Source organism: Pseudarthrobacter sp. C1 (assembly GCF_034720455.1).
GTDB lineage: Bacteria > Actinomycetota > Actinomycetes > Actinomycetales > Micrococcaceae > Arthrobacter.
Genome location: NZ_JAYESK010000001.1, coordinates 188,003 through 209,050 on the forward strand (window position 1 = coordinate 188,003; position 21,048 = coordinate 209,050).

18 protein-coding genes are annotated in these 21,048 nt (G+C 66.5%); 11 read left to right on the forward strand and 7 right to left on the reverse strand.

Annotated elements, in window-relative coordinates; all coding sequences use genetic code 11:
* Positions 1-297: 297 nt before the first annotated feature.
* Together U7114_RS00830 and U7114_RS00835 are read left to right on the forward strand one after the other, a co-directional pair.
* Positions 298-1,263: a hypothetical protein gene (locus tag U7114_RS00830; RefSeq protein ID WP_323056253.1), complete on the forward strand. Its 966-nt coding sequence runs from the start codon at positions 298-300 to the stop codon at positions 1,261-1,263.
* Positions 1,247-1,453, forward strand: coding sequence for a hypothetical protein (locus tag U7114_RS00835; protein WP_323056254.1), 207 nt, complete (start codon positions 1,247-1,249; stop codon positions 1,451-1,453). The genes U7114_RS00830 and U7114_RS00835 overlap by 17 nt, the downstream gene beginning before the upstream one ends.
* Before the next feature lie 130 nt (positions 1,454-1,583).
* On the opposite strand, the gene purH is transcribed toward U7114_RS00835, so the two are convergent.
* Positions 1,584-3,281 carry a bifunctional phosphoribosylaminoimidazolecarboxamide formyltransferase/IMP cyclohydrolase gene (gene purH / locus U7114_RS00840; RefSeq protein ID WP_321215681.1) on the reverse strand — a complete coding sequence of 566 codons (1,698 nt, stop codon included), beginning with the start codon at positions 3,279-3,281 and terminating at the stop codon, positions 1,584-1,586.
* Between the two features lie 142 nt (positions 3,282-3,423).
* On the opposite strand from purH, the gene U7114_RS00845 reads away from it, so the two are divergent.
* Positions 3,424-4,776, forward strand: coding sequence for an MFS transporter (locus tag U7114_RS00845; RefSeq protein WP_323056255.1), 1,353 nt, complete (start codon positions 3,424-3,426; stop codon positions 4,774-4,776).
* A 70-nt stretch (positions 4,777-4,846) separates the two neighbouring features.
* On the opposite strand, the gene U7114_RS00850 is transcribed toward U7114_RS00845, so the two are convergent.
* On the reverse strand, positions 4,847-5,482 hold the full coding sequence (locus U7114_RS00850) for a hypothetical protein (protein WP_323056256.1): 636 nt from the start codon (positions 5,480-5,482) through the stop codon (positions 4,847-4,849).
* 429 nt (positions 5,483-5,911) lie between these two features.
* Positions 5,912-6,502, reverse strand: coding sequence for a phosphoribosylglycinamide formyltransferase (gene purN / locus U7114_RS00855; protein WP_323056257.1), 591 nt, complete (start codon positions 6,500-6,502; stop codon positions 5,912-5,914).
* A gap of 39 nt (positions 6,503-6,541) precedes the next feature.
* Here purN and U7114_RS00860 point away from each other — a divergent pair, with 39 nt between their 5' ends.
* Complete coding sequence (locus U7114_RS00860) at positions 6,542-6,973, forward strand: hypothetical protein (protein ID WP_321215678.1); 432 nt, start codon at positions 6,542-6,544, stop codon at positions 6,971-6,973.
* 22 nt (positions 6,974-6,995) lie between these two features.
* Here the strand turns inward: U7114_RS00860 and U7114_RS00865 are convergent, their stop codons facing one another.
* The gene (locus U7114_RS00865) at positions 6,996-8,309 is read right to left on the reverse strand and encodes a DUF6350 family protein (RefSeq protein ID WP_323056258.1); all 1,314 of its coding nucleotides are present in this window, start codon (positions 8,307-8,309) and stop codon (positions 6,996-6,998) included.
* Positions 8,310-8,464: 155 nt separating this feature from the next.
* Between U7114_RS00865 and U7114_RS00870 the strand changes: the two genes are divergently transcribed.
* Positions 8,465-8,923 carry a DUF4383 domain-containing protein gene (locus U7114_RS00870; protein ID WP_323056259.1) on the forward strand — a complete coding sequence of 153 codons (459 nt, stop codon included), beginning with the start codon at positions 8,465-8,467 and terminating at the stop codon, positions 8,921-8,923.
* Between the two features lie 241 nt (positions 8,924-9,164).
* Here U7114_RS00870 and U7114_RS00875 read toward each other — a convergent pair whose 3' ends face one another.
* Positions 9,165-10,001 carry a PRC and DUF2382 domain-containing protein gene (locus U7114_RS00875; protein ID WP_323056260.1) on the reverse strand — a complete coding sequence of 279 codons (837 nt, stop codon included), beginning with the start codon at positions 9,999-10,001 and terminating at the stop codon, positions 9,165-9,167.
* Between the two features lie 259 nt (positions 10,002-10,260).
* On the opposite strand from U7114_RS00875, the gene U7114_RS00880 reads away from it, so the two are divergent.
* Together U7114_RS00880 and U7114_RS00885 are read left to right on the forward strand one after the other, a co-directional pair.
* Positions 10,261-11,418: a glycosyltransferase family 1 protein gene (locus tag U7114_RS00880; RefSeq protein WP_323056261.1), complete on the forward strand. Its 1,158-nt coding sequence runs from the start codon at positions 10,261-10,263 to the stop codon at positions 11,416-11,418.
* Positions 11,415-12,794 (forward strand): UDP-glucose/GDP-mannose dehydrogenase family protein, encoded by a 1,380-nt coding sequence (locus U7114_RS00885; protein ID WP_323056262.1) that lies wholly within the window; start codon positions 11,415-11,417, stop codon positions 12,792-12,794. The genes U7114_RS00880 and U7114_RS00885 overlap by 4 nt, the downstream gene beginning before the upstream one ends.
* Here U7114_RS00885 and U7114_RS00890 read toward each other — a convergent pair.
* Entirely contained in the window at positions 12,791-13,657 is an 867-nt protein-coding gene (locus U7114_RS00890) for an HAD family hydrolase (protein ID WP_323056263.1), read from the reverse strand. The genes U7114_RS00885 and U7114_RS00890 overlap by 4 nt on opposite strands.
* Before the next feature lie 165 nt (positions 13,658-13,822).
* Here U7114_RS00890 and U7114_RS00895 point away from each other — a divergent pair, with 165 nt between their 5' ends.
* From U7114_RS00895 to U7114_RS00910, 4 genes are all read left to right on the forward strand, one after another.
* Positions 13,823-14,092, forward strand: a complete 270-nt coding sequence (locus U7114_RS00895) for a GlsB/YeaQ/YmgE family stress response membrane protein (RefSeq protein ID WP_104997136.1) — start codon at positions 13,823-13,825, stop codon at positions 14,090-14,092.
* A gap of 180 nt (positions 14,093-14,272) precedes the next feature.
* A complete protein-coding gene (locus U7114_RS00900; protein WP_323056264.1) occupies positions 14,273-16,414 on the forward strand; it encodes a putative bifunctional diguanylate cyclase/phosphodiesterase in 2,142 nt (713 codons plus the stop codon).
* Positions 16,415-16,558: 144 nt separating this feature from the next.
* A complete protein-coding gene (locus U7114_RS00905; protein ID WP_323056265.1) occupies positions 16,559-19,612 on the forward strand; it encodes a hybrid sensor histidine kinase/response regulator in 3,054 nt (1,017 codons plus the stop codon).
* Positions 19,609-20,526 (forward strand): diguanylate cyclase, encoded by a 918-nt coding sequence (locus U7114_RS00910; RefSeq protein WP_323056266.1) that lies wholly within the window; start codon positions 19,609-19,611, stop codon positions 20,524-20,526. The genes U7114_RS00905 and U7114_RS00910 overlap by 4 nt, the downstream gene beginning before the upstream one ends.
* Here the strand turns inward: U7114_RS00910 and U7114_RS00915 are convergent.
* Positions 20,523-20,963, reverse strand: a complete 441-nt coding sequence (locus U7114_RS00915; RefSeq protein WP_323056267.1) for a hypothetical protein — start codon at positions 20,961-20,963, stop codon at positions 20,523-20,525. The genes U7114_RS00910 and U7114_RS00915 overlap by 4 nt on opposite strands.
* Between the last annotated feature and the right edge of the window lie 85 nt (positions 20,964-21,048).

Here is a 21,048-nt window from a genome sequence, read left to right on the forward strand (position 1 = left end):
GTGAAAAATTCGGTCTATTTCACCATGTACAACTTACCCGAGCGCGCGAATTTCAACCCTACCGGAGCCCCTGCGTTACCCTCACGGTGAGCAGGATTACAGCGATGGAGAACCTACGACGCCGGGACGCACCAAGGGACCGGCCGCCGTCGCGCATTTCATGCCGCACCTGTCCGCCGCTGCGGGCGGCGGCCATACGTGATACGTCACTACTATTTACAAACTTGTCATGTAGCGATAAATTCGCAGGGTCACTCTGGGGCCTTCGGGGCCTTTCCACGTTCAGACAGGACAACAATGACACGCACCAGGTCCCTTGCTTCCGGCCTCCTGAGCCTCTCTGCTGCCGCCGTTCTGGCACTTACCTCTGCTGGCGGGGCCACCGCTGCACCGACCGCAACCGAGGATAACAAGAATCCCTCCGTGACCAGTGCGATCCTTGATACCAGCGGCGTGGCAGATTACTGGACGGCTGACCGGATGCGCAGCGCGGTCCCCGGAGATGTCCTGGCCGGCAAGGCCCTGGAACGGGGCAACCGGTCAAGCACCGACGTTGTGGAGAAGGGCAAGGACACCACGGTCAAGGCCACCAAGGGCAAACCCACCATCGCCCAGAGTGAGGCGCCGGTAAAACACATCGGCAAGGTCTTCTTCAGCATGGGCGGCTCCAACTACGTCTGCTCGGGCAATGCCGTTTCGTCGGGGAACAACAGCACCGTGGCCACCGCCGGCCACTGCGTGAATGAGGGGCCGGGCGCGAACGCCACCAACTTCATCTTTGTTCCTGCGTATGAGAACGGCGCGGCACCCTACGGCAAATGGACTGCCAAGGCCCTCTACTCCCCCACTGCGTGGAGCCGGGACGGGAACATGGCCTACGACACGGGCTTCGCCGTCATGAGCCCCTTGAACGGCAAGACCCTTACTGCCGTGGTGGGCGGGTCCGGCGTTGCCTTCAACCAGGCGTACGGCCTCACTTATAAGTCCTTCGGCTACCCGGCGGCAGCCCCATTCAACGGCGAGACCCTCAAGAGCTGCGCCGGCACGGCAACACGAGATACCATCAACCCCCAGTTTGGAACCCAGGGCATCCGCTGCGACATGACCGGCGGTTCCTCCGGCGGGCCCTGGTTCATAGGCACCAGCTCCGATGGCATACAGAACTCCATCAACAGCTACGGCTACAACCGCTCCGCTGTCATGTACGGCCCATACTGGGGAGCCGTTATCCAGGCGACTTACGCCAGTGCATCAGCATCCTAAGGACATTCCCGGCCGCGATTCCGTCAGCCACGTCGAGCTGAACCAGACTCACGAGGAGGTCCTCGAGTACTGGACAGAGGAACGGATGGCGGAAGCCAAGCCCCGGGAGCTGCGGCTTCCGGGAGAGGGTCCGCGTCTCAAGCAGGGGGACGCGGACACCGGTAAACCGGAGTCCGGGCCTTCTGACTGACACAGCCAGGAAATACTGACGGCGCCCGTCCCCTTCGCGGGGCGGGCGCCCTCGTCGTTAACTCATCGACTGCTCCGTAGGTGTCGTATTCACCCGGCAAAACGACACCTACGGAGCACTCGATTGGGGATCAGTGGAAGAAGTGCCGGGCGCCGGTGAAGTACATGGTGATCCCTGCGGCGTTGGCCGCCGCGATGACTTCCTCGTCCCGGACGGAACCGCCGGGCTGGACCACGGCGCGGACGCCGGCGTCGATCAGGATCTGCAGGCCATCAGCGAACGGGAAGAACGCGTCGGAAGCTGCAACGGCGCCGCGGGCACGCTGGGGTGCGCCGGCACCGCCGGTGTTGGTGGCACCCCCGGGTGCGTCGCTCCCGCCGGCACTGCCGGACTCCACCTCCACGCCCAGCGTGTTGGCCCGCTCCACGGCCAGGCGGCAGGAGTCCAGGCGGTTGACCTGGCCCATGCCGATACCGACGGCGGCGCCGTTCGAGGCGAGCAGGATGGCGTTGGACTTGGCGGCGCGGCAGGCCGTCCAGGCGAACGCAAGGTCCGCAAGGGTTTTCTCATCGGCGGCGTCACCGGCGGCGAGGGTCCAGTTGGCCGGGTTGTCGCCCTCGGCGTCCACCTTGTCGCTGACCTGGACCAGCATGCCGCCGGAGACCTGGCGGAACTCCGTGGGGTAGCGGCCGTAGCCTTCCGGCAGGGTAAGCAGCCGGATGTTCTTCTTCTTGGACAAAATTTCCACAGCTTCGGGTTCGAAGCCCGGAGCGATGACGACCTCGGTGAAGATGTCCTTGACGGTGTTGGCCATTCCAGCGGTGATGGTGCGGTTGGCCGCGATCACGCCGCCGAACGCGGAAACCGGATCACAGGCGTGGGCCTTGGCATGGGCGTCGGCGATGGGGTCGGCGGCATCTGCGGAACCGACGGCCACGCCGCACGGGTTGGCGTGCTTGATGATGGCTACGGCCGGTTCGCTGAAGTCGTAGGCGGCGCGGAGGGCGGCGTCGGCGTCAACGAAGTTGTTGTAGCTCATGGCCTTGCCGTGCAGCTGGTCGGCCTGGGCGATGCCCACGGGCGCGGCCTTGTCCACGTACAGGGCAGCCTGCTGGTGCGGGTTCTCGCCGTAGCGCAGCACCTCGGAGCGCTCCAGCGAAAGGCCGGCGTAGGCGGGCCAGTCGATGACGCCGTCGCCGTCCTCGTCCAGGAACTGGCTCGCCGTCCAGGTGGCCACGGCGTTGTCGTAGGACGCGGTGTGGGCGAACGCCTTGGCGGCCAGCCGCCGTCGCGTCTTCAGGTCAAAGCCGCCTTCAGCGGCCGCTGTGACCACCTGGCCGTAGAAGGACGGGTCCACCACAATGGCGACGGCGGCATGGTTCTTCGCAGCAGAGCGCACCATGGCGGGGCCGCCGATGTCGATCTGTTCGACGACGTCGTCCTGGGCCGCGCCGGACTTCACGGTCTCCACGAACGGGTAGAGGTTCACCACCACCAGGTCGAAGGGCTCGATCTCCATCCGGGTGAGCGTGTCCATGTGGGCTGCCACGCGGCGGTCAGCCAGGATGCCGCCGTGGACGCGCGGATGCAGCGTCTTGACCCGGCCGTCCAGCATCTCCGGGGAGCCGGTGACCTCCTCGACCTCCTGGACGGGAATGCCCGCCGCGGCGATCTTCTTGGCGGTGGACCCGGTGGATACAAGCTTGACTCCCGCTGCGTGCAGGCCCTGGGCGAGCTCCTCCAGACCGGTCTTGTCGTAAACCGAGATCAGCGCCCGGCGGATGGGAACACGGTCGATGGATACGCGCTCATGCTGCGTGAAGCTCACAAATGTCTCCGTCTTATCTCGCGGAACAACGCCGCGGTTGGTGGGGATAGGGCCCAGTTTATCCCGAAGCGGAGGTTGCCCCGCGAGTCGGGCTGAGTGTGAACGCCGGTGCGCCCGGCTAGAGTTTTCCCAGGAGGCTGCGATGAATACTTACACCACTGTGCCGAGCGGCGAACAGGTGGTCCAGGAACTGCCCTGGCGATGGAAAGTCCAGGGCAGGATCTTTCTGATCGGCGGCCTCGGCTTCATGTTCGATGCGTGGGACGTGACGCTGAACGGCATCCTGATCCCGTTGCTCTCAACGCACTGGGCCCTCACCCCGGGTGAAGTGGCATGGGTGGGCACATCGAACCTGATTGGCATGGCCCTGGGCGCGTTCGTGTGGGGCACCATCGCTGACACGATCGGGCGCAAGAAAGCCTTCACGGCCACGCTGCTGATCTTTTCGCTCTTTACCGTGCTTGGCGCGTTCTCCCCCGACTTCATCTGGTTCTGCGTGTTCCGGTTCATGGCCGGTTTCGGCCTGGGCGGCTGCATCCCCGTGGACTATGCCCTGGTGGGTGAGTTCACTCCTCGCAAGCAACGCGGGCGCGTCCTGACGGCCATGGACGGCTGGTGGCCGGTGGGCGCAGCCCTGGCGGGCTTCGTCTCCGCCGCACTGGTAGCCGCTTTCGGCGACTGGCGGCTGACCATGCTGGTGATGGTCCTGCCTGCCCTGTTGGTGTTCTGGGTCCGGCGCAGCGTGCCGGAGTCCCCGCTGTTCCTGATCCGAAAGGGCAGGCGGGAGGAAGCAGCCAACGTCATCGACGGCCTGGTGGCCGCGACCGGAGCGGAGGCCCGCGCCTACAGCCTGCCCGATGCCCAGGAGGTGCCACGGTTGTCGGCCGGCAGCGCCTGGCACCAGCTGCGCCTCGTGTGGCAGTACAACTGGAAGATCACGGCCGCGGCCTGGTCCCTGTTCTTCAGCATCCTGCTGGTGTACTACCTGTCCCTGACGTGGATGCCGCGGATCCTCATCGGCGCCGGCTTTGCCGAGTACAAGGCGTTTGTCACCACGGCGTCCATGGCGGCGGTGGGGCTTTTGGGCGTGATCGTGGCGGCCCTGCTGGTGGAGCGGGTTGGCCGCAAGTGGATCCTGGCAATCACCGGTCCGCTGTCCGCATTGACCCTGGTGATCGTGGCGATCGTGGTGGACATCCCCACGGCGGCCGTGTTCTGGCTGCTGGTGTTCGGGTTCGTGGTTCAGGTGGCCATTCCGGTGCTCTACGCCTACGTTTCCGAGCTCTACCCCACGGAACTGCGCGGCACCGGCTTCGGCTGGGCATCCACATTTTCACGGCTGGGCGCCGGGTTCGGGCCGTTGATCTTCGCCAACTACTTCTGGCCCGAACTGGGCCTGGCCACGAGCTTCGCTTTGGCCGGCGGGCTGGTGCTGCTGGCCGTGCTCTGGATGGCGTTCTTATCCCCCGAGACCAAACAGCGCCGCCTCGAATAACGCCCCCGCCTCGCCCAACTAGGTAGCGCCAAGTGTCGTTTTGAGCCCTCGTAACGACACTTGGCGCTACCTAGTTTTCATTCTTGGGGTACCAGCCCCGGCTCAGGAGTGCTGAACGGATTTTGGCCGTCGCCGGCCGGGCATCCCTCTCCATGTGCCGCTTCGAAATCCTCACCAGAATCCAGCCTGCCCGGACGAAGTCCTCCTCGCGGGTGATGTCCCTGATGATTTGGCCGGCCTCGGAGTGCCCGTCGCCGTCGTATTCCACCGCCACCTTCTGTTCCGGATAACCCAGGTCAGGTTGGCGAACGACGCCGGCTCCCAGTTCCGTGGGCAGGTTCAGCAGAGGCTCGGGCAGGCCCGCGTCCTCGAGCGCCAGCCGCAGCCTGGTCTCAGGGGCCGAGTCAGATCCCACCCGTGCACGCTCAAGGGCAACCCGCGCCTTCCTTATGCCCGGTGTTCCCTTGTGCCGGTCAAGCATGTCCTCGAGGGCCTCCCGGGTTGCATAGGGCTCGGACCTGCCCTCGAAGCCGGTCCGCGGAATGCGAAGCAAGTGGTCTGCAACCACGGTCAGCTCCTCGATGCTCATCTTGCGGGCGCAATCCAACCATGTCCTCACCCGGGAAGTGACCAGCAGTCCGGCAAGATTTTCGATCTCGTCCGCAAAGAACTGCCCGCGGTGTCCCTTCACACCGGGCCGACGCATGATGGCAACGGTGTCAGGTCGCGAGATGTGCAGCAGTGGCTCATCACTGCCCGGGAGGAAGCCTGGAAATTCCCAAAGGAGAAAGGCCGAGGCGTGCGACGCGGCGGCAAACTCAGTGACCAAAGTATAGGGACGGATGCGGGGGGCGAGGCGTGATGCATCGTCCCCGTCCGGCACCCGGACTCCCCGGCTTGGCCAGAGCAAACCAGGGTGGCGTAGGCGTCGGCGGCTGATTCCGGCGTCGACCGCTTCCTGGAAAGTAAAAGGGAGGGACGCCAACTGGTCGGGTAATTGACTCGGTACCTTCATCCGCCCATCGTGGCAGGCGGGGCGGGATGCCGCAGAGGTTATCCACAGGCCCGCCCGCCCATGCCCAACTAGGTAGCGCTAAGTGTCGTTATGAGCGCACAAAACGACACTTAGCGCTACCTAGTTGGGTGGGGAGGAGGGGTCAGGGGCGGCCGCGGCCAAGGCGGCCAGGGTAGACACCAGGAGCCGGCGTTCCACCACCTTGATGCGTTCGTGCAGGGTCTCCTCCGTGTCCGATTCCTCGATGGCCACGGCTTCCTGCGCAATGATGGGGCCGGTGTCCACGCCGGCGTCGGCCCAGTGCACCGTGCAGCCGGTGACCTTCACGCCGTAGGCCAGCGCGTCCCGCACGCCATGGGCACCCGGGAAGGCGGGGAGCAACGCGGGGTGCGTGTTGAGGTACCTGCCGTTAAAAGCCTCGATGAACTCCGGGCTGACGATCCGCATGAACCCCGAGGAGACCACCACGTCCGGCTCAAACCCTGCCACGGCCTCCGTCAACGCCGCGTTCCAGTGCGCCCGGTCCCGGTACGCCTTGAAGTCCACCACAAACGTGGGAATGCCGGCGGCGGCGGACCGTTCCACCCCGTACGTGCCCGGGCGGTCGGCCCCCACGGCAGCGATTTCCACGTCCAGATCCCCTGCCTTGACTGCGTCGATGACGGCCTGGAGGTTGGACCCGGTACCGGAGACGAGGACTACGATGCGCATGGCTCTAGCTTATGGGCAGGCTCGCGTAGGCTGGAAAACATGAACACCACACCGGGACCGGCTGGGCAGCAGCGGGCCAAACCGCGGCTCAGCGAGGCGGCCAAGGCCTCGCTCGCCAAGACCCACACCCTGTTCCGGATGTTCGTCGTCTCGGTGCTGGGCTCCTTCTTCGTCTACCAGCTGGACGTCACTTACCTGTGGCTGACGGGCGTCCTGACGGCCGCCAGCATCACGTTGGGAATCGTCCTGCTGGTGCGGGCGGCGCGCTTGAAGGAATCGAAACTGGTCCTGGTGGGCACCATCTCCGGCCTGGTGGTGTCCGCAATCATGGTGCTGCTGATCCTTGTCACGGCGGTGTTCTTCGACGAAGTCCGCGAATACCAGGCGTGTGTTGGCCGTGCGCTCACGGACAAGGCCCAGTCCGCATGCCGGATCCAGCTGCAGGATTCGCTGCCCCGGCAGATTCCCTAGCCGGGCCACGAGCGGCGGCAGCCTAGGAAACCAGCTCCTCTTCCCGTTCCTTTGCGGCGTGCTCACGTTCCAGCCATGGTCCGGCGGCGTATCCGATGACGACGCCGGCACCCACCTCCGCGGCCAGCCAGACTCCCGTCCAGAACGGGTCCGGCCCGATGTCCGTCAGGCGTCCAATTCCGGCTGACCCGCGGGCCAGCCAGGCCAGCCCAAAAGCCTGCAGCCCGGCGGCCACCCCGGTCAGCACCCCGAGCACCAGGGTGGAAAGGCTGGCCGTGAACCAGCGCGCACGGATCTTGATGGCCAGCCACTCGTCAAAATGGTTTTCACCCTCCCGCAGGAACCACCAGCCGGCCAGGACCCCGGCCAGCACCGGGACGATCAGGGCAACGAAGGCGTAGTCCAGGGGCCCGGAGGGAATGGCGGCCAGCACCGGGATGGAAGGCAGCGGTCCGACGGCAGTCCCCAGCGGGCCCACCTGGGAACCGGCGCCCATGGCAAAGCCTGCCCCGGATGTCCAGGCCAGGGCAAAGACCGCGAGGTTGGGCAGGAACCCAAGCTGCGCGATGGTCAGGGCGGCACCGCCGACTGCACCGGCGTCGAGCGCTTCATAGACGGCGACCACCAGGTTCCAGTGAATAAACAGGTCAACGGCCAGCAGCACCGCCGCCAGGGCAAGCGCCGAAACAGCTGCGACGAACCCTGCCTTCGCGGCGGAACCGAGATAGGAGCCGGCCCACCGCGAATGCTGGCTGGTGCGGGAGATCCAGTCCACTGCGTCGACGCCGATCAGCCGGCTCCAGGAACCGGCCTCGCGCCGCGCGCCGACCACCATGCCGAGCGCATAGGGAACAAGGGGTATGAACATGGCGTGCCAGGGATTGATGGCGACGTCGGGCGTGCGGCAGACGAAGCCGGTGGCTGTGCCGAAGGCGGCGTAGACAACCCATGAACCGAGCAGGGCCTGCCAAAGCTGGTCCGTGTAGGAGGCGCGGGCCAGGCGCCGGCCGGCCCGCCAGGCAAGCAGGAACGGCAGCAGGGTCAGGCCCAATGGGATGAGCGAAAGGACCCCGGAATTCCCGTTGGCCGCGGCGTTCGGACCCGCGGCAGTGAGTCCCAGCGGCACACCGTGGACCAGCAGCCAGGACTGCCCGGCCAGTCGGGCCAGGACATCGAAGGCACTGTCATGGAAACCGGCGGTTGCCCAGACGGCGATGATCGGGGCGATCACAACCAGTGCCGAAATGACGGCTGCCTGTGCCGTTTCAAGGGCGCCCTGCAGCCACAAGGGCATGGGAAGGCCACGGTCTCCGGTCTGGTCAGCACGCAGTTTCATCGTGCCCCATGGTGTCACGGCCAGCCCGCCCGGGCCGGGAACGACAGGCTCAACCGCCTGATCATGAGGAAACTTCAGGGGCGCCCGCACCGGCGCTTTTCAGAGGCGTCCGCCGTAAGATTTAACTGTCCACAACGAGTGGATTGGAGGAGAAAATGACTACCGCATCCCCACATGCACACGGCGTTCACTTTGGCCGGGCAGACGTCCAAAACGCGGGCATGGGAGTGGGAATTGTTTTGATGCTGGTGGGTATCCTGGGGTTCATCCCCGGCGTCACCACCCAATACAGCGAACTGTTGTTCCTCGGACCGGCGTCACACGCCATGTTCCTTGGACTGTTCCAAGTATCCATGCTGCTTAACATCGTGCAGCTGGCCATCGGCGCTACCGGCTGGGCAATGTCCCGCACCGAACATGGGGCACGGAACTTCCTCCTGGGAGCAGGCGCACTGTACATGGTCCTTGCCGTCTACGGCCTGATTGTCGGCGTGGGTTCAGCGGCGAACTTCCTCTCGCTGAACATGCTGGACAACTGGACCCACCTGGCACTGGGCGCAGTGATGATTGTTGCCGGCTGGCTGTTCTCGAGGAACCGGGCCGGCAGGACATAACCCGGAATCCGTAAGCCGGGAAACAGGAGCCGCGAATGAAAGAAGAACCTAAGTTCTGACGATATTCGTCCTACTGGCTGGTGCAGTCGCCGCCCTGAGCGGGGGCTGCACCAGCGTTTTAACCGGTTCGGCATGCAGAAACGACGCCGGGAGTCCCCAAGGAGGACTCCCGGCGTCGTTCGCTGTGCTGTTGCCTCGGCGCCGGTCCGTTCAGCGGCGCTTCAGCCTCCGCACTGCCTCGCTAGCGGCGCCCGTCCCGGTCGACGCCGTCAGCGTCGATGTGCTCCTTGCGGACTTCCTCATTGACCGTCACGTCGTCGTGGACAACGTCCTTGTCGAGGCGGACCCGCTCGACGGGAACGGCTTCCTTCTGAACCACGGGGCGTTCCTCATGCAGGACCACCTCATGCTCTTCCTCGCTGATGTCCGGTCCGCTGAGGGCCGAACCCCTGTTGGCATCTGTGATGGGCTCGCGTTCAAGCCGGACTTCTTCACGCTGCACGGGAACGGTCTTGGTGACGTTTTCCGTGGTGACGTATTTCCGCAGCCGTGCCCGGCCCGTGGTTTCCCGCTCGGTCCCGACGTGGAGCCTCTCCTCGGAGCGCGTCATGGCGTCATCCGTGGTGGGGCCTGAGGTGTCGTGGCCCACGGTGCCGCGGTCAGCGCGGCGGTCCGAATCGATACCTGCCGTGGGAGTGCCTGCGTTCAGGTCGGCGTCGCCCTGCAGGTCCACATCGTTTTGGGACTCGGAGTAGGTCCGGGCGCCGCGCTCATAGTATGTGTAGAGCCGGTCCTCTTCCTCGGGGGTGAGGTGGCCGTCCACGTCCACCCGCGGGGCGTCCTTGACGTGCTCCTTGCTGTAGGGCACCACCAGGTCGTCGCCCTGGCTGTGCGCACCCTCGACGGGCACGAAGGACTGGGAGGTGCCAAAAAGGCCGGTCTTGGCGGTGACCCAGGTGGGCTCGCCGGTGTCGTCGTCCGCGTAAAGCTGGCCGATGGAGCCGATCTTCTCGCCATCGGAGCCGATTACGTTGCCGCCCTTGGTGAGCAGGTTCTCAATATTTTCCCGGTTGAGCATGACGTCTCCTTGGATGTGTCGTTGCGCTGGGCTTAGCTAACCAATGGATGTACCGGCACGGCGTTCCCGTGGCGCGGCCTCCGCCCCGACTGCTTGAGGCTTCGCGTTAGCTGCCCCCATACCGTAAGCATGCTTAGCATCAAAAGGGAAGTCTACTTAGTAATTTTTTCGAAACGCGGCGGTTCCTGTTCACCCAGCCTTTTCCTGCGGGTAACGCTTTCTCCCCCGCCATTTCAAGCCCCCAGCCCATCGTGGAGGGGTGAGGATCGCAATTGTTGCTGAATCATTCCTGCCGCTGATGAACGGGGTCACCCATTCCATCCTGAGGGTGCTGGACCATCTCCAGGACCGGGGCGACGACGTCCTGGTCATCGCGCCCTCCGCGCAGGACGCCGAAGCGCCGGACCACGTCAAGGGCGCAGAGATCCACCGGCTGCCGGCGGTTCCGCTGGCCGGCTACACAAACGTCCGGGTGGCGATGGGCGGTGTGTACCGGGTCAAGCGAATCCTTGCCGACTACGCACCGGACGTCGTCCATCTGGCTTCGCCGTTCGTCCTGGGCTGGCGTGCCGTCCAGGCCGCCCACCAGCTGGGCATCCCCACCGTGGCGATCTACCAGACCGAGGTTCCCAGCTACGCGGGAAGGTACGGGGTCCCGTTCCTGGAAAACTGGGCGTGGAACCGGGTGGAGAACATCCATTTGCTCGCCTCCCGCACCCTGGTGCCGTCAACGTTCGCGCTGAACCAGTTGCGCGGCCGCGGCATTCCACGGGTGCGGATGTGGCGGCGCGGGGTGGACACTGCCAGGTTTTCACCGGAAAAGCGAGACGACGGGTGGCGGGCCGGGGTGGCTCCCGGCGGCAGGCGGATCATCGGCTACGTGGGCAGGCTCGCCATGGAGAAGCAGGTGGAGGACCTCGCGGCCCTGGCCGGCGTCCCGAACACCAGGCTGGTCATCGTGGGCGACGGACCGCAGCGTGCGGCGCTGGAGGAAGCCTTACCGGACGCGGTCTTCACCGGGTTCCTGGGCGGCGAAGAATTGGCACGCGCCGTTGCGTCCTTCGACCTCTTCGTCCACCCGGGTGAGTTCGAGACCTTCTGCCAGACCATCCAGGAGGCCATGGCATCGGGCGTGCCGGTGGTGGCCACCGGCCGCGGGGGCCCGCTGGACCTGGTGGAGAACTCGCGGACGGGCTGGCTCTACGAGCCCGGCGACCTGTCCGCCATGCGGAGCCAGGTTCTCGACCTGATGGGCGACGACGCCAAGCGCCGCGCGTTCGCCGCCGCGGCGCATGCCTCCGTGCAGGACAGGACCTGGCCTGCCCTCTGCGCCCAACTGGTCCGCCACTACGAAGACGCCATTGCCGGAGTCCCGGTTTCCCTGGGCTCTGGCACCACCGAAGGAGCAGCATTGTGAAAATCTCCGTGATTGGCTGCGGTTACCTCGGCGCCGTGCATGCCGCCACCCTCGCTTCCATGGGCCACACCGTGGTGGGGATCGACGTCGATCCCGGCAAGGTGGAGCAGCTGGCGCGCGGTGCCGCCCCCTTCCACGAACCGGGCCTGGACGAACTGCTGCGGGACGGCCGGCAAACCGGCCGGCTCACCTTTTCCACCAGCGCCGCCGCTGCGAAGGACGCGCAAGTGCACTTCCTGTGCGTGGGCACCCCGCAGGACAAAACGTCCGACGCCGCCGACCTCACCTTCCTGGTCTCCGCCACCGAAGCCCTGCTGCCGCACCTGGCGGCGGGCGCCGTCGTCGTCGGCAAATCCACCGTCCCCGTGGGCACGGTGCAGATGCTCCGCGGCGCACTGGCCCCCCGGCCGGACGTGCTGCTCGCCTGGAACCCGGAATTCCTCCGGCAGGGAACCGCGGTGAAGGACTCGCTGGTGCCGGACCGGCTGGTCTACGGGGTCGACGGCGGGCGCGCAGCCGCCTTCCACAGCGGCACCGGCGCGCCGCTCGGGGAGACAGCGGCCCTGGACACCGTCTACGAACCGCTCCTCCGGGCAGGCATTCCCCGCCTGGTCTGCAACTTTGCCACTGCAGAGCTCATCAAGTCGGCCGCCAACGCCTACTTGGCCACCAAAATCAGCTTCATCAATGCGGTGTCCGAACTGTGCGACGCCTCGGGCGCGGACGTGGCGGAACTCAGCGAAGCGATGGGGATGGACCCGCGCATCGGCGGACGGTACCTGCATGCCGGACTCGGGTTTGGGGGCGGCTGCCTGCCCAAAGACATCCGCAGCTTCCGGGCGCAGGCCGCGGACCTGGGTGTCACGGCCGTGGCCGACTGGATGCGCCTCGTTGATTCGGTCAACCTGGGCCAGCGCGAACGGACGGTCGGCCTGGCCGCCGAACTCTGCGGCGGCAGCGTCGCCGGCCGCTCCATCACCGTGCTGGGCGCTTCCTTCAAACCGGACACCGACGACATCCGGGACTCCCCCGCCCTGGACGTGGCCGACCGGCTGGCCGCGGCCGGGGCGCACGTCACGGTCACGGATCCCAAGGCGGTGAACCACGCCTGGCGGCGGTACCCGCGCCTGCGGTTCGAGGCCGCCGCCGGGCGGGCGCTCGAAGGCGCCGAGCTGGTCCTGCTGCTCACGGAGTGGGATGAATACCGGCGGCTGTCCCCTGAGGCTGCGGGTGCGGCCGTACGACGGCGGGTGGTGCTGGACGCGCGCAACGTGCTGGACGCGGCGGAATGGCAGGCCCACGGCTGGGTAGTGCGCGGCCTGGGCACCAGGGGCGCCGACGTGCCGGCTGTGGAGAGGGCCCTTCCCCGGGTTTAGTCCAGCAGGCCCAGCTCGGCGAAGGCGAGGGCCACGCCGTTGCCGGCCGGGCCGGCCGTAAACCGGTCGGCAACGGCCAGCACGGCAGGGTGCCCGCCTTCCACGGCGATCCCCACCCCGGCGTATTCAAGCATTTCAATGTCGTTGGCGCTGTCGCCGATAGCCACGATGTCCGCCCGGTCAAGGCCCAGATGCTCCTCCACCACCTGGATCCCCACCGCCTTGTGGGTCCCGGCCATGAAGATCTCCCCGGCACGGTCCCCCAGTGCGGAGAGGGAGCTGGGGATGAGCCCCACCTGCGGACCGAGAAGGTCCACCAGCTGCTGCAGGGGCACATCAGAATCGAAACAGGAGATCTTGGCGTAGGAGATGGCGCGGAGGTCGTCGCTGTACTGCATGGGTCCCAGGATGTCCTCAAGGGGATCCACATCGGTCCCGAGGACGCCGTCATGCTGCGGGCGGTCGGCAAAAATGGGCCCAAGCACCTCCCTCAGCCGCTGGTCCACGCCCGTGCGGCCGTGAAGGGATTCCGGGGCTTCGAGGATGTAGGCCACGTCATGGGCATCCAGGGCGTCAACGATGCGGCCGGCCAGGTCCTGGTCGAAGCGCGTGTCCTTGAGGACCTGGCCGTCCAGCTCCACCCTGGCGCCGGCGCCGGTGATGGTCCCGTCAAAACCAGCTTCAAGGATGTGGGCGGGGACCATGGCCAGCGGCCGGCCGGTGCACACAAAGACGAGGTGTCCCAGCCGGCGTGCGGTGCGGACTGCCTCCACATGGGCGTCCGGAGCGAGCCCATGGTCTGCGTAAGTGCCGTCGATATCGAGGAACACGGCACGCGGCCGGACGGTCTGCTGGCTGCACATGCGGGAGCTCCTTGGTAGATGGCGGGGTCACCCAATCCTATCGATACGGGAAAACTGACAGTCATCCCGTGACAATCAAACCCTTGCAGAGCAGTAAGCACACTGATTGAATTATGGAACCGGAAATGGGGGCCCGGCACAACTTACCGATTAAGGAGTGGCAACATGGGTATTCTCGGATTTCTCATTTTGGGCCTGATCGCCGGCGCCATCGCAAAGGCCATCTTGCCTGGCCGCCAAGGCGGAGGCTGGGTGGTCACCCTGGTCCTCGGCGTTGTCGGCGCCCTTTTGGGCGGCTGGATCGGCTCGCTGATTTTCGGCGGCGGACTGGCTGAATTCTTCGATCTCCGCACCTGGCTGCTGGCAATTCTTGGTTCAGTCATCGTGCTCCTGGTTTACGGTGCGGTTGCCAACCGCAGCGGCCGCCGGGTGTAGCCCAACATATTCCTCAACAGGAAAATAGCGCCGCCCCTCCGAGGGGGCGGCGCTATTTGCGTTCCCGGGGAACCCGGCAACCGGGCCGCACACAGGGCGCCGGCCGGCCTGTAACCGATTCCTGCTGTTCCGCCACCAATTCAGCATTCGCGCTTTATGATGTGCGAGGGGGGTGGCGCAATGACTGATGACTGGAGCCACAGAAAAAATCCGGCAGCACTGATGTTCGGCACGGTCCTGGACGCCAGCCCGGACGCTCTCCTGGCCATTGCGGCCGACGGCAGCATCACTATGGCCAACGCCGCCGCCGGGAGGATGTTCGGGTACGCCAGCGGGGACCTGGCCGGGCGGGACCACCGGACGCTCCTGGCCGAGGGCTTCCGCGGCGAGGTGGCGCAGCTTCTCGCCAGGCTCCTTGCCGGGCCCCGGGAACACCTCCCGCCGCGCGAAATCTACGGGGTGCGCAGGGATGGGACGGAGTTCCCCGCTGAAGCAGCGGGTTCCCTGGTGCCGGGATCCGACGACGTCGTTCCCGCCGGGCCGCTACTGCTGCTGTCCGTCCGGGGTACTTCCCACCGCCAAGACGCGGATGCGGACCTGCGGGAGGCGATGTCCCTGCTGACCGCCACGCTGGAGTCAACCGCGGACGGCATCCTGGTGATGAGCTCCGCCGGCCACGTGGCCGGTTTCAACGACCAGTTCCTCTCCATGTGGGGTATCCCGCCGGAGCTTATGGCGGGCGACAGCGAGGAACCGGTGATGGAGCTGGTCATGGCCCAGATCGCGGATCCGGTTGCCTTCACTGCCCGGCTCGCAGAGCTGGCGGACAGCCCTTCGGCGGAGAGCCATGATGTGGTGGACCTGACGGACGGCCGGACCTTCGAACGGTATTCGCGGCCCCAGCGGGTGGGCAATGACGTGGTCGGCCGGGTGTGGAGCTTCCGGGATGTGACGCCGCGGCGGAAGGCCCAGGAGCAGGCTCATCAGGCCATGGTGGATTTGGCGGCCCAGGCCGAGAAACTGCGCACGATGGCGTTCCAGGACCCCCTCACGGGACTGGCCAACAGGGCAGTGTTCAATGATGCACTGGCCGGTTCCGTGGAGGAGCCCCGGCTGAAGACAGTGGACGTCCTGCTCCTGGACCTGGACGACTTCAAGGAAGTCAATGACATCCTTGGGCACCAGGCCGGCGATGAGATGCTCATCGAGGTGTCCCGCAGGCTCCGCGGCTGCGCCCCGACTGCCGACGTCGTCGCCCGGCTGGGCGGTGACGAATTCGTGGTCCTGCTGACAGCCTGCCCGGACGCCGATGCCATTGCCGAATGCATTGTCCGGTGCCTGAACGTCCCGGTCACCATCCAGGGCACGGTCCTGCGGCCCAGTCTCAGCCTGGGGCTCGCCTCAATGGCCCGGGACAATGTGGGCGCCTCCGAGCTCCTGCGCCAGGCCGACATCGCCATGTACGCGGCGAAAGCCGCAGGCAAGAACCGATTCCTGCGCTTCCACCCGGACATGATGACTGCCCTGGTGCAAAGGACCTACATGGAGGGCGGGCTGCAGCTCGCCGTAGCCCGGAGCGAGATCTCGGTGGATTTCCAGCCCATCGTTTCCCACCGCATGGACCAGGTGGTCACGTTTGAGGCGCTGGCGAGGTGGGACTGCGACGGCACCCGCGTCCCGCCGTCGGTCTTCATCCCGCTGGCGGAACGCACGGGACTGATTAACGAGATCGGTGCCGAAGTGATGGCACGGGGCATGGCGGAGCTGGCACCCTGGCTGAGCCGGGACCCGTCCCGGTCGCTCGCCGTGAACGTCTCCGGCGTCCAGCTCCAGGACCCGGGTTTCGCGCAGACGGTCCTGGGGCTCGCGGAGGCCAAGGGCGTTGCCGCCTACCAGCTCGTCCTGGAGGTCACCGAGAGCGTGTTCTTCGACGCTGACTGCACCCTGATCAAACAGCTCAGCACCCTGCGGGACGCGGGCGCAAGGGTTGCCCTGGACGACTTCGGCACCGGCTATTCCTCGCTGGGCAGGCTTCAGGACCTGCCGGTGGACACTGTGAAGATCGACAGGACGTTCGTGTCCATGGTGCATACCGGCAATGAGCGGCTTCCCATCCTCAGCTCAATGATCAACATGGCCCACAGCCTTGGCCTGACTGTCACCGCGGAAGGTGTGGAAACGGCAGCGCAGGCGGACTACCTCACGGCACTGGAATGCGACACGCTCCAGGGGTACCTGTTCTCGCTGCCGCAGCCCGGCCCGCGGCTGGAGCAGGCGCTGCAGCACGCGGAGGAAGCCCTCAATGCCCTCAAGGGGCGGTAGCGCCGCCCCGGACAGGAGCGCCTTCCGCCCTGAGGGGATAGCATGGGAGGGCGTCTCCCGCCCAGGTCTCGGGCGGGCTCCGGTCTCGGTTTTTTCAGGGGTAAAGGCCTTCGGAGTACGGGCGCACACAGGGGGAGGTTCCGCGTGTCTCAGACTGGTCTCCCGCAGCGGCGGTCCGCCGGCGGCAGCAGCATGGCGCCGCTAAAATGGCCGGCGCTGTGCACGGCCGCAGCCTTGGCTGCGCTCGGGCTGTTCCTTGCCGTGAACAGCGGATCTCCGGCCGCCCTCGTGACCGGTGACTTCCTGATCCTCGCAGCTTCCCTGCTTGCCGGAGCAAGCTGCACCCGCGCCGCGCTGCGCGGGGGCGTCAATGCCAGGGCCTGGACCTTCATGGCTGTCGCGGCCTTTTTGTGGGCCGCCGGAATGGCCCTTTACGCCTTCTACGGCCTCGCGAACAACCACGTATATCCGTTCCCCTCCCTGGCGGATGCCCTGTTCATCGGTTACTCGGTGCCCGCAGTCGCGGCTCTTTTTGCCTTCAGGAGGCGCAGCGGCAACCACGCGGTGGCGCTGTACCGGGCGGTCATGGACGCTGCGGTGATTGCCGGTTCCGTCCTGGTGGTCAGCTGGTACATGGTGCTTGGGCAGGCCTTCGAGGCCGAGGGCGATCCGCTGGCGCGGCTCATCGGGATGGCCTACCCCGTGGCGGACCTGGTGATTACGTCCCTGGTGCTGGTCCTTGCCATGCGTCGCCAGCCGGGCGAGCGGCGGCCGTGGCTGTTCCTGGGGAGCGGCCTGCTGGTACTGGCCGTGACGGACAGCATCTACGTGCGGATGACGTTCGACGGCGTTACCGGCACCACCGGGTCGCCCCTCGCCCTGGGATGGATCATCGCCTTCCTCCTGATCGCCCTTGCCCCGCTGGCACCGTACGAGGAAAGCGCGGGGACGGACCGGACTGGCTACACCCTCGCCCTGGAGTTGCTGCCGTACGTCCCGCTCCTCATGGCGGTGGTGCTGTTCGCGGAGCCCCACATGGACGAACTCGAGCCGTTCCTGCTGGTGGTGGGCGCTGCCGTGCTGGTGTTTGTCCTGGTCCGGCAGGTGCTGATCATTTTTGAGAACATCACCCTCACCACGCGGCTGGAGGACGAGGTGGCCGTCCGCACAAAGGAGCTCGAAGCGGCCCGGGAGGCAGCGATGGAGTCCAGCCGCCTGAAGTCGGAGTTCCTGGCCACCATGAGCCATGAAATCCGTACCCCCATGAACGGCGTGGTGGGCCTGACAGCCCTGTTGCTGGAGACCCGGCTGGACCAGACCCAGAAGCAGTACGCGGAAGGCGTCAAGAGCGCGGGTGAGGCATTGCTGGCCCTGATCAACGACATCCTCGATTTCTCCAAGCTGGAGGCCGGCAAGGTTGACCTGGAGTCGCGTCCCTTTGATCCGCGCACGTTGGTGGAGGAGGTGGCCGGGCTCCTGGCGGAACCGGCACAGGCCAAGAGCCTGGAGCTGATCGCCTACTGCGAGCCGGACGTCCCGGTACGGCTGGTGGGTGACTCCGGCCGGATCCGGCAGGTCCTCCTTAATCTTGCCTCCAACGCGGTGAAATTCACGGCGTCGGGCGAGGTGTCCATCAGAGTCACAACGGAGAACCCCGGAGCGGCACCCGGAAGCACCGCCATGGCGTGCTTCGAGGTGCGTGACACCGGCATCGGGATCCACCCTTCCCAGCACCGCAGGCTTTTCCAGTCGTTCTCCCAGGCCGATGCCTCCACCACCCGGAGATACGGCGGTACCGGGCTGGGCCTTGCCATCTGCCGCCGCCTGGCCGATGCGATGGATGGCGAGATTGCCGTGGAGAGCGCTCCGGGGAAGGGCAGCACCTTCCGGTTCCGGCTGCCCTTGCCAGTGGCGCCGCCGTCCACGGACCCGGTTCCGGCGGCCGGCTTCCTGAGCGGCCTTCGGGTTTTGGTGGTGGATGACAACGCCACCAACAGGCTGGTCCTCGAATCCCAGTTGCGCGGCTGGCTGCTGCAACCGGAAGTATTCCCCGATGCGGCCTCAGCCTTGGTGCGTGCCCGCGAGGCGCACACCGCCGGGAACCCGTTCCACCTGGCGGTCCTGGACTTGTGCATGCCGGGCATGGACGGGCTGGCGCTGGCGCGGCGCCTGAAGGCCGAACCCGGACTGGCGGACATCGAATTGATTGTGCTCACGTCCACCATGCAGGTCAACGCGGCCGAGATCACGGATGCCGGGGTGCGCGAATGGCTCATGAAGCCGGTCCGGAGCTCGGAGTTCTACAACCGGCTGGTCCGGCTCATGTCCACGCACGAGCCTTCCGTTCCGGCCGCCGGTTCAGCACAGCCGGCGCCGGTGGCGGACGGGCCGTCGAAGGGACGCATCCTGGTGGTGGAGGACAACGAGGTGAACCAGCTCGTCGCCCGCGCAACGGTCAGCGGGCTCGGCTATGCCGTGGACGTGGTGTCCAACGGCGCCGAGGCCCTCAGCGCCACGGCGGATTCCAGGTACTCGGCCGTGCTGATGGACTGCCACATGCCGGTGATGGACGGTTTCGAGGCAACGCGGCAGATCCGCGGCAGGGCGGGCACCCATACCCGCCTGCCGATCATTGCCATGACGGCGGGGGCGCTGGACGGCGACCGGGAACGCTGCCTGGCAGCCGGCATGGACGACTACCTCGCCAAGCCCGTTGATGCCGCCGCGCTGGAAGCCACGCTGGCACGCTGGGTTCCGGAACCCGAGCCCCGGCCGGTCCCCCAACCTGCCCCGCACCCGCTTGCCGTCACCGGGGTCCGGGCTCCTGCCGCCCCCGAAGCCACTCCGGTCCTGGACCAGGACAGGCTTGCCATCCTGCGGGACCTGGGGCCCGGCGACGGCCTGGGCCTGCTGCCCGAGGCGGCGGCCGCGTTCAGGCGGGCGGTCCCCGGACGCCTCGCGGCTCTGAACGCAGCAGTAACCGACGGCGACGGGCCCGCACTTGCCAGTGCGGCTCACGCGCTGAAGGGGGCGGCTGCCAATATCGGGGCGGCACAAGTAGCAGGGACCTGTGCAGAACTCGAACGGATAGGTCGCAGCGGAAGGGACGGAGACGGCCCGGTACTGATCCGCCGTCTCGAGGCGGAACTGCGGCTGCTGGACGCAGGACTGGACGCGGCGTTGAAGGCGGCAACGTGAAGGTGCTGGTGGCTGACGACGATCCGGGATCGCTGATGGTGGCAAGGGCCGCCGTCGAGCGTTCCGGGCATGACTGCCTGGCAGCCGCCGACGGCGACCAGGCCTGGGCCCTGTACCTGGAGCACCAACCCGATGTGGTGGTAACGGACAGGGTGATGCCTGGAATGGACGGGTTGGCCTTGTGCCGGGCCATCCGGGAGCGCGAGGAGGACCTTTACACCTACGTCGTCCTGCTGACGTCGCAGGGGTCCCGCGAGGACATCCTGGCCGGGCTCAAGGCCGGGGCAGACGATTACGTCACCAAGCCGTTGGACCCTTTTGTGCTGCAGGCCCGGCTGCTGGTGGCGCTGCGCGTCACCACCCTCCATGCGGACCTGGCGCATTACCGCAGGGTCCTTGCCCGGCAGGCGCGCACAGATCCGCTGACAGGCCTGCACAACCGGCTGAAGCTCTCGGAGGATCTGGAACAGCTCCACCAGTGGAGCGTTCGGTACGGGGAAAGGTACAGCCTGGCCATGTGCGATGTGGACAACTTCAAGACCTATAACGACCTGTACGGCCACCCTGCAGGAGACCAGGCCCTGCGGGCGGTGGCGGAAGCGCTGCTCGGCTCCGTTCGCAAGAGCGACGGCGTGTACCGCTTCGGCGGGGAGGAGTTCCTGCTGGTCCTGCCCAAGCAGTCGGTATCCGGCGCGAAGACACTCATGGAGCGGGCACTGGATGCTGTTCGGAACCTGGCGATCGAGCACGCCGGCGATCCGTCCGGCCAACTGCGGCTCAGTGCGGGGATCTCCGCGTTCACGGCAGAGCACCGGGTGGATGCGGTTACCCTCCTGGGCGAGGCCGATGCGGCCCTGTATGCGGCCAAGGCCCGGGGGCGTAACCGGGTGGAACTGGCCCGGCAGTCCGGCTAGGCAGCTTTCTTGGAGCCAGGCTTCTGCTGGACCGGCGTCTGCTGTATTGGGCGCTGCTGTCCCGGCTGGTCCTGAACCGGCTGGTCCTGAACCGGCACGGGCTGGGCGGCAGATCCTTCTTCGGCTGGAACATCCGGCTCCGATGCCGGCGCAGCTTCAATGGCGCCCGATGCTTCAGCTGCGCCCGATGCTTCAGTTGTGCTGTTGCGCCGCCAGCGCCGGACCAGGTCGACGGCGGCCGCTGCGCCGGCGAGAGGGGTGAGCACCGCAGCCATGTAGACAAACAGCATCCAGGTGAGCGTTGTCAGCGGCGGCTGGTTGTTGTTCAGGAGGGACAGCCCGCCCAAGAGTCCCACGGCCCAGAAGAGCAGGACGGCAGTAAGGACTGCACCGGCCGGGAAATACTGGTTGGTCACGATTTTTTTCAGGGTTTCCATGCACTTCCTCCTGCCTGGCCGGGGTCGCGGCAACGGCCGCTCACCACAAGTATGGGGCCCGGAATCGGCGAAACCGCGCAAGACG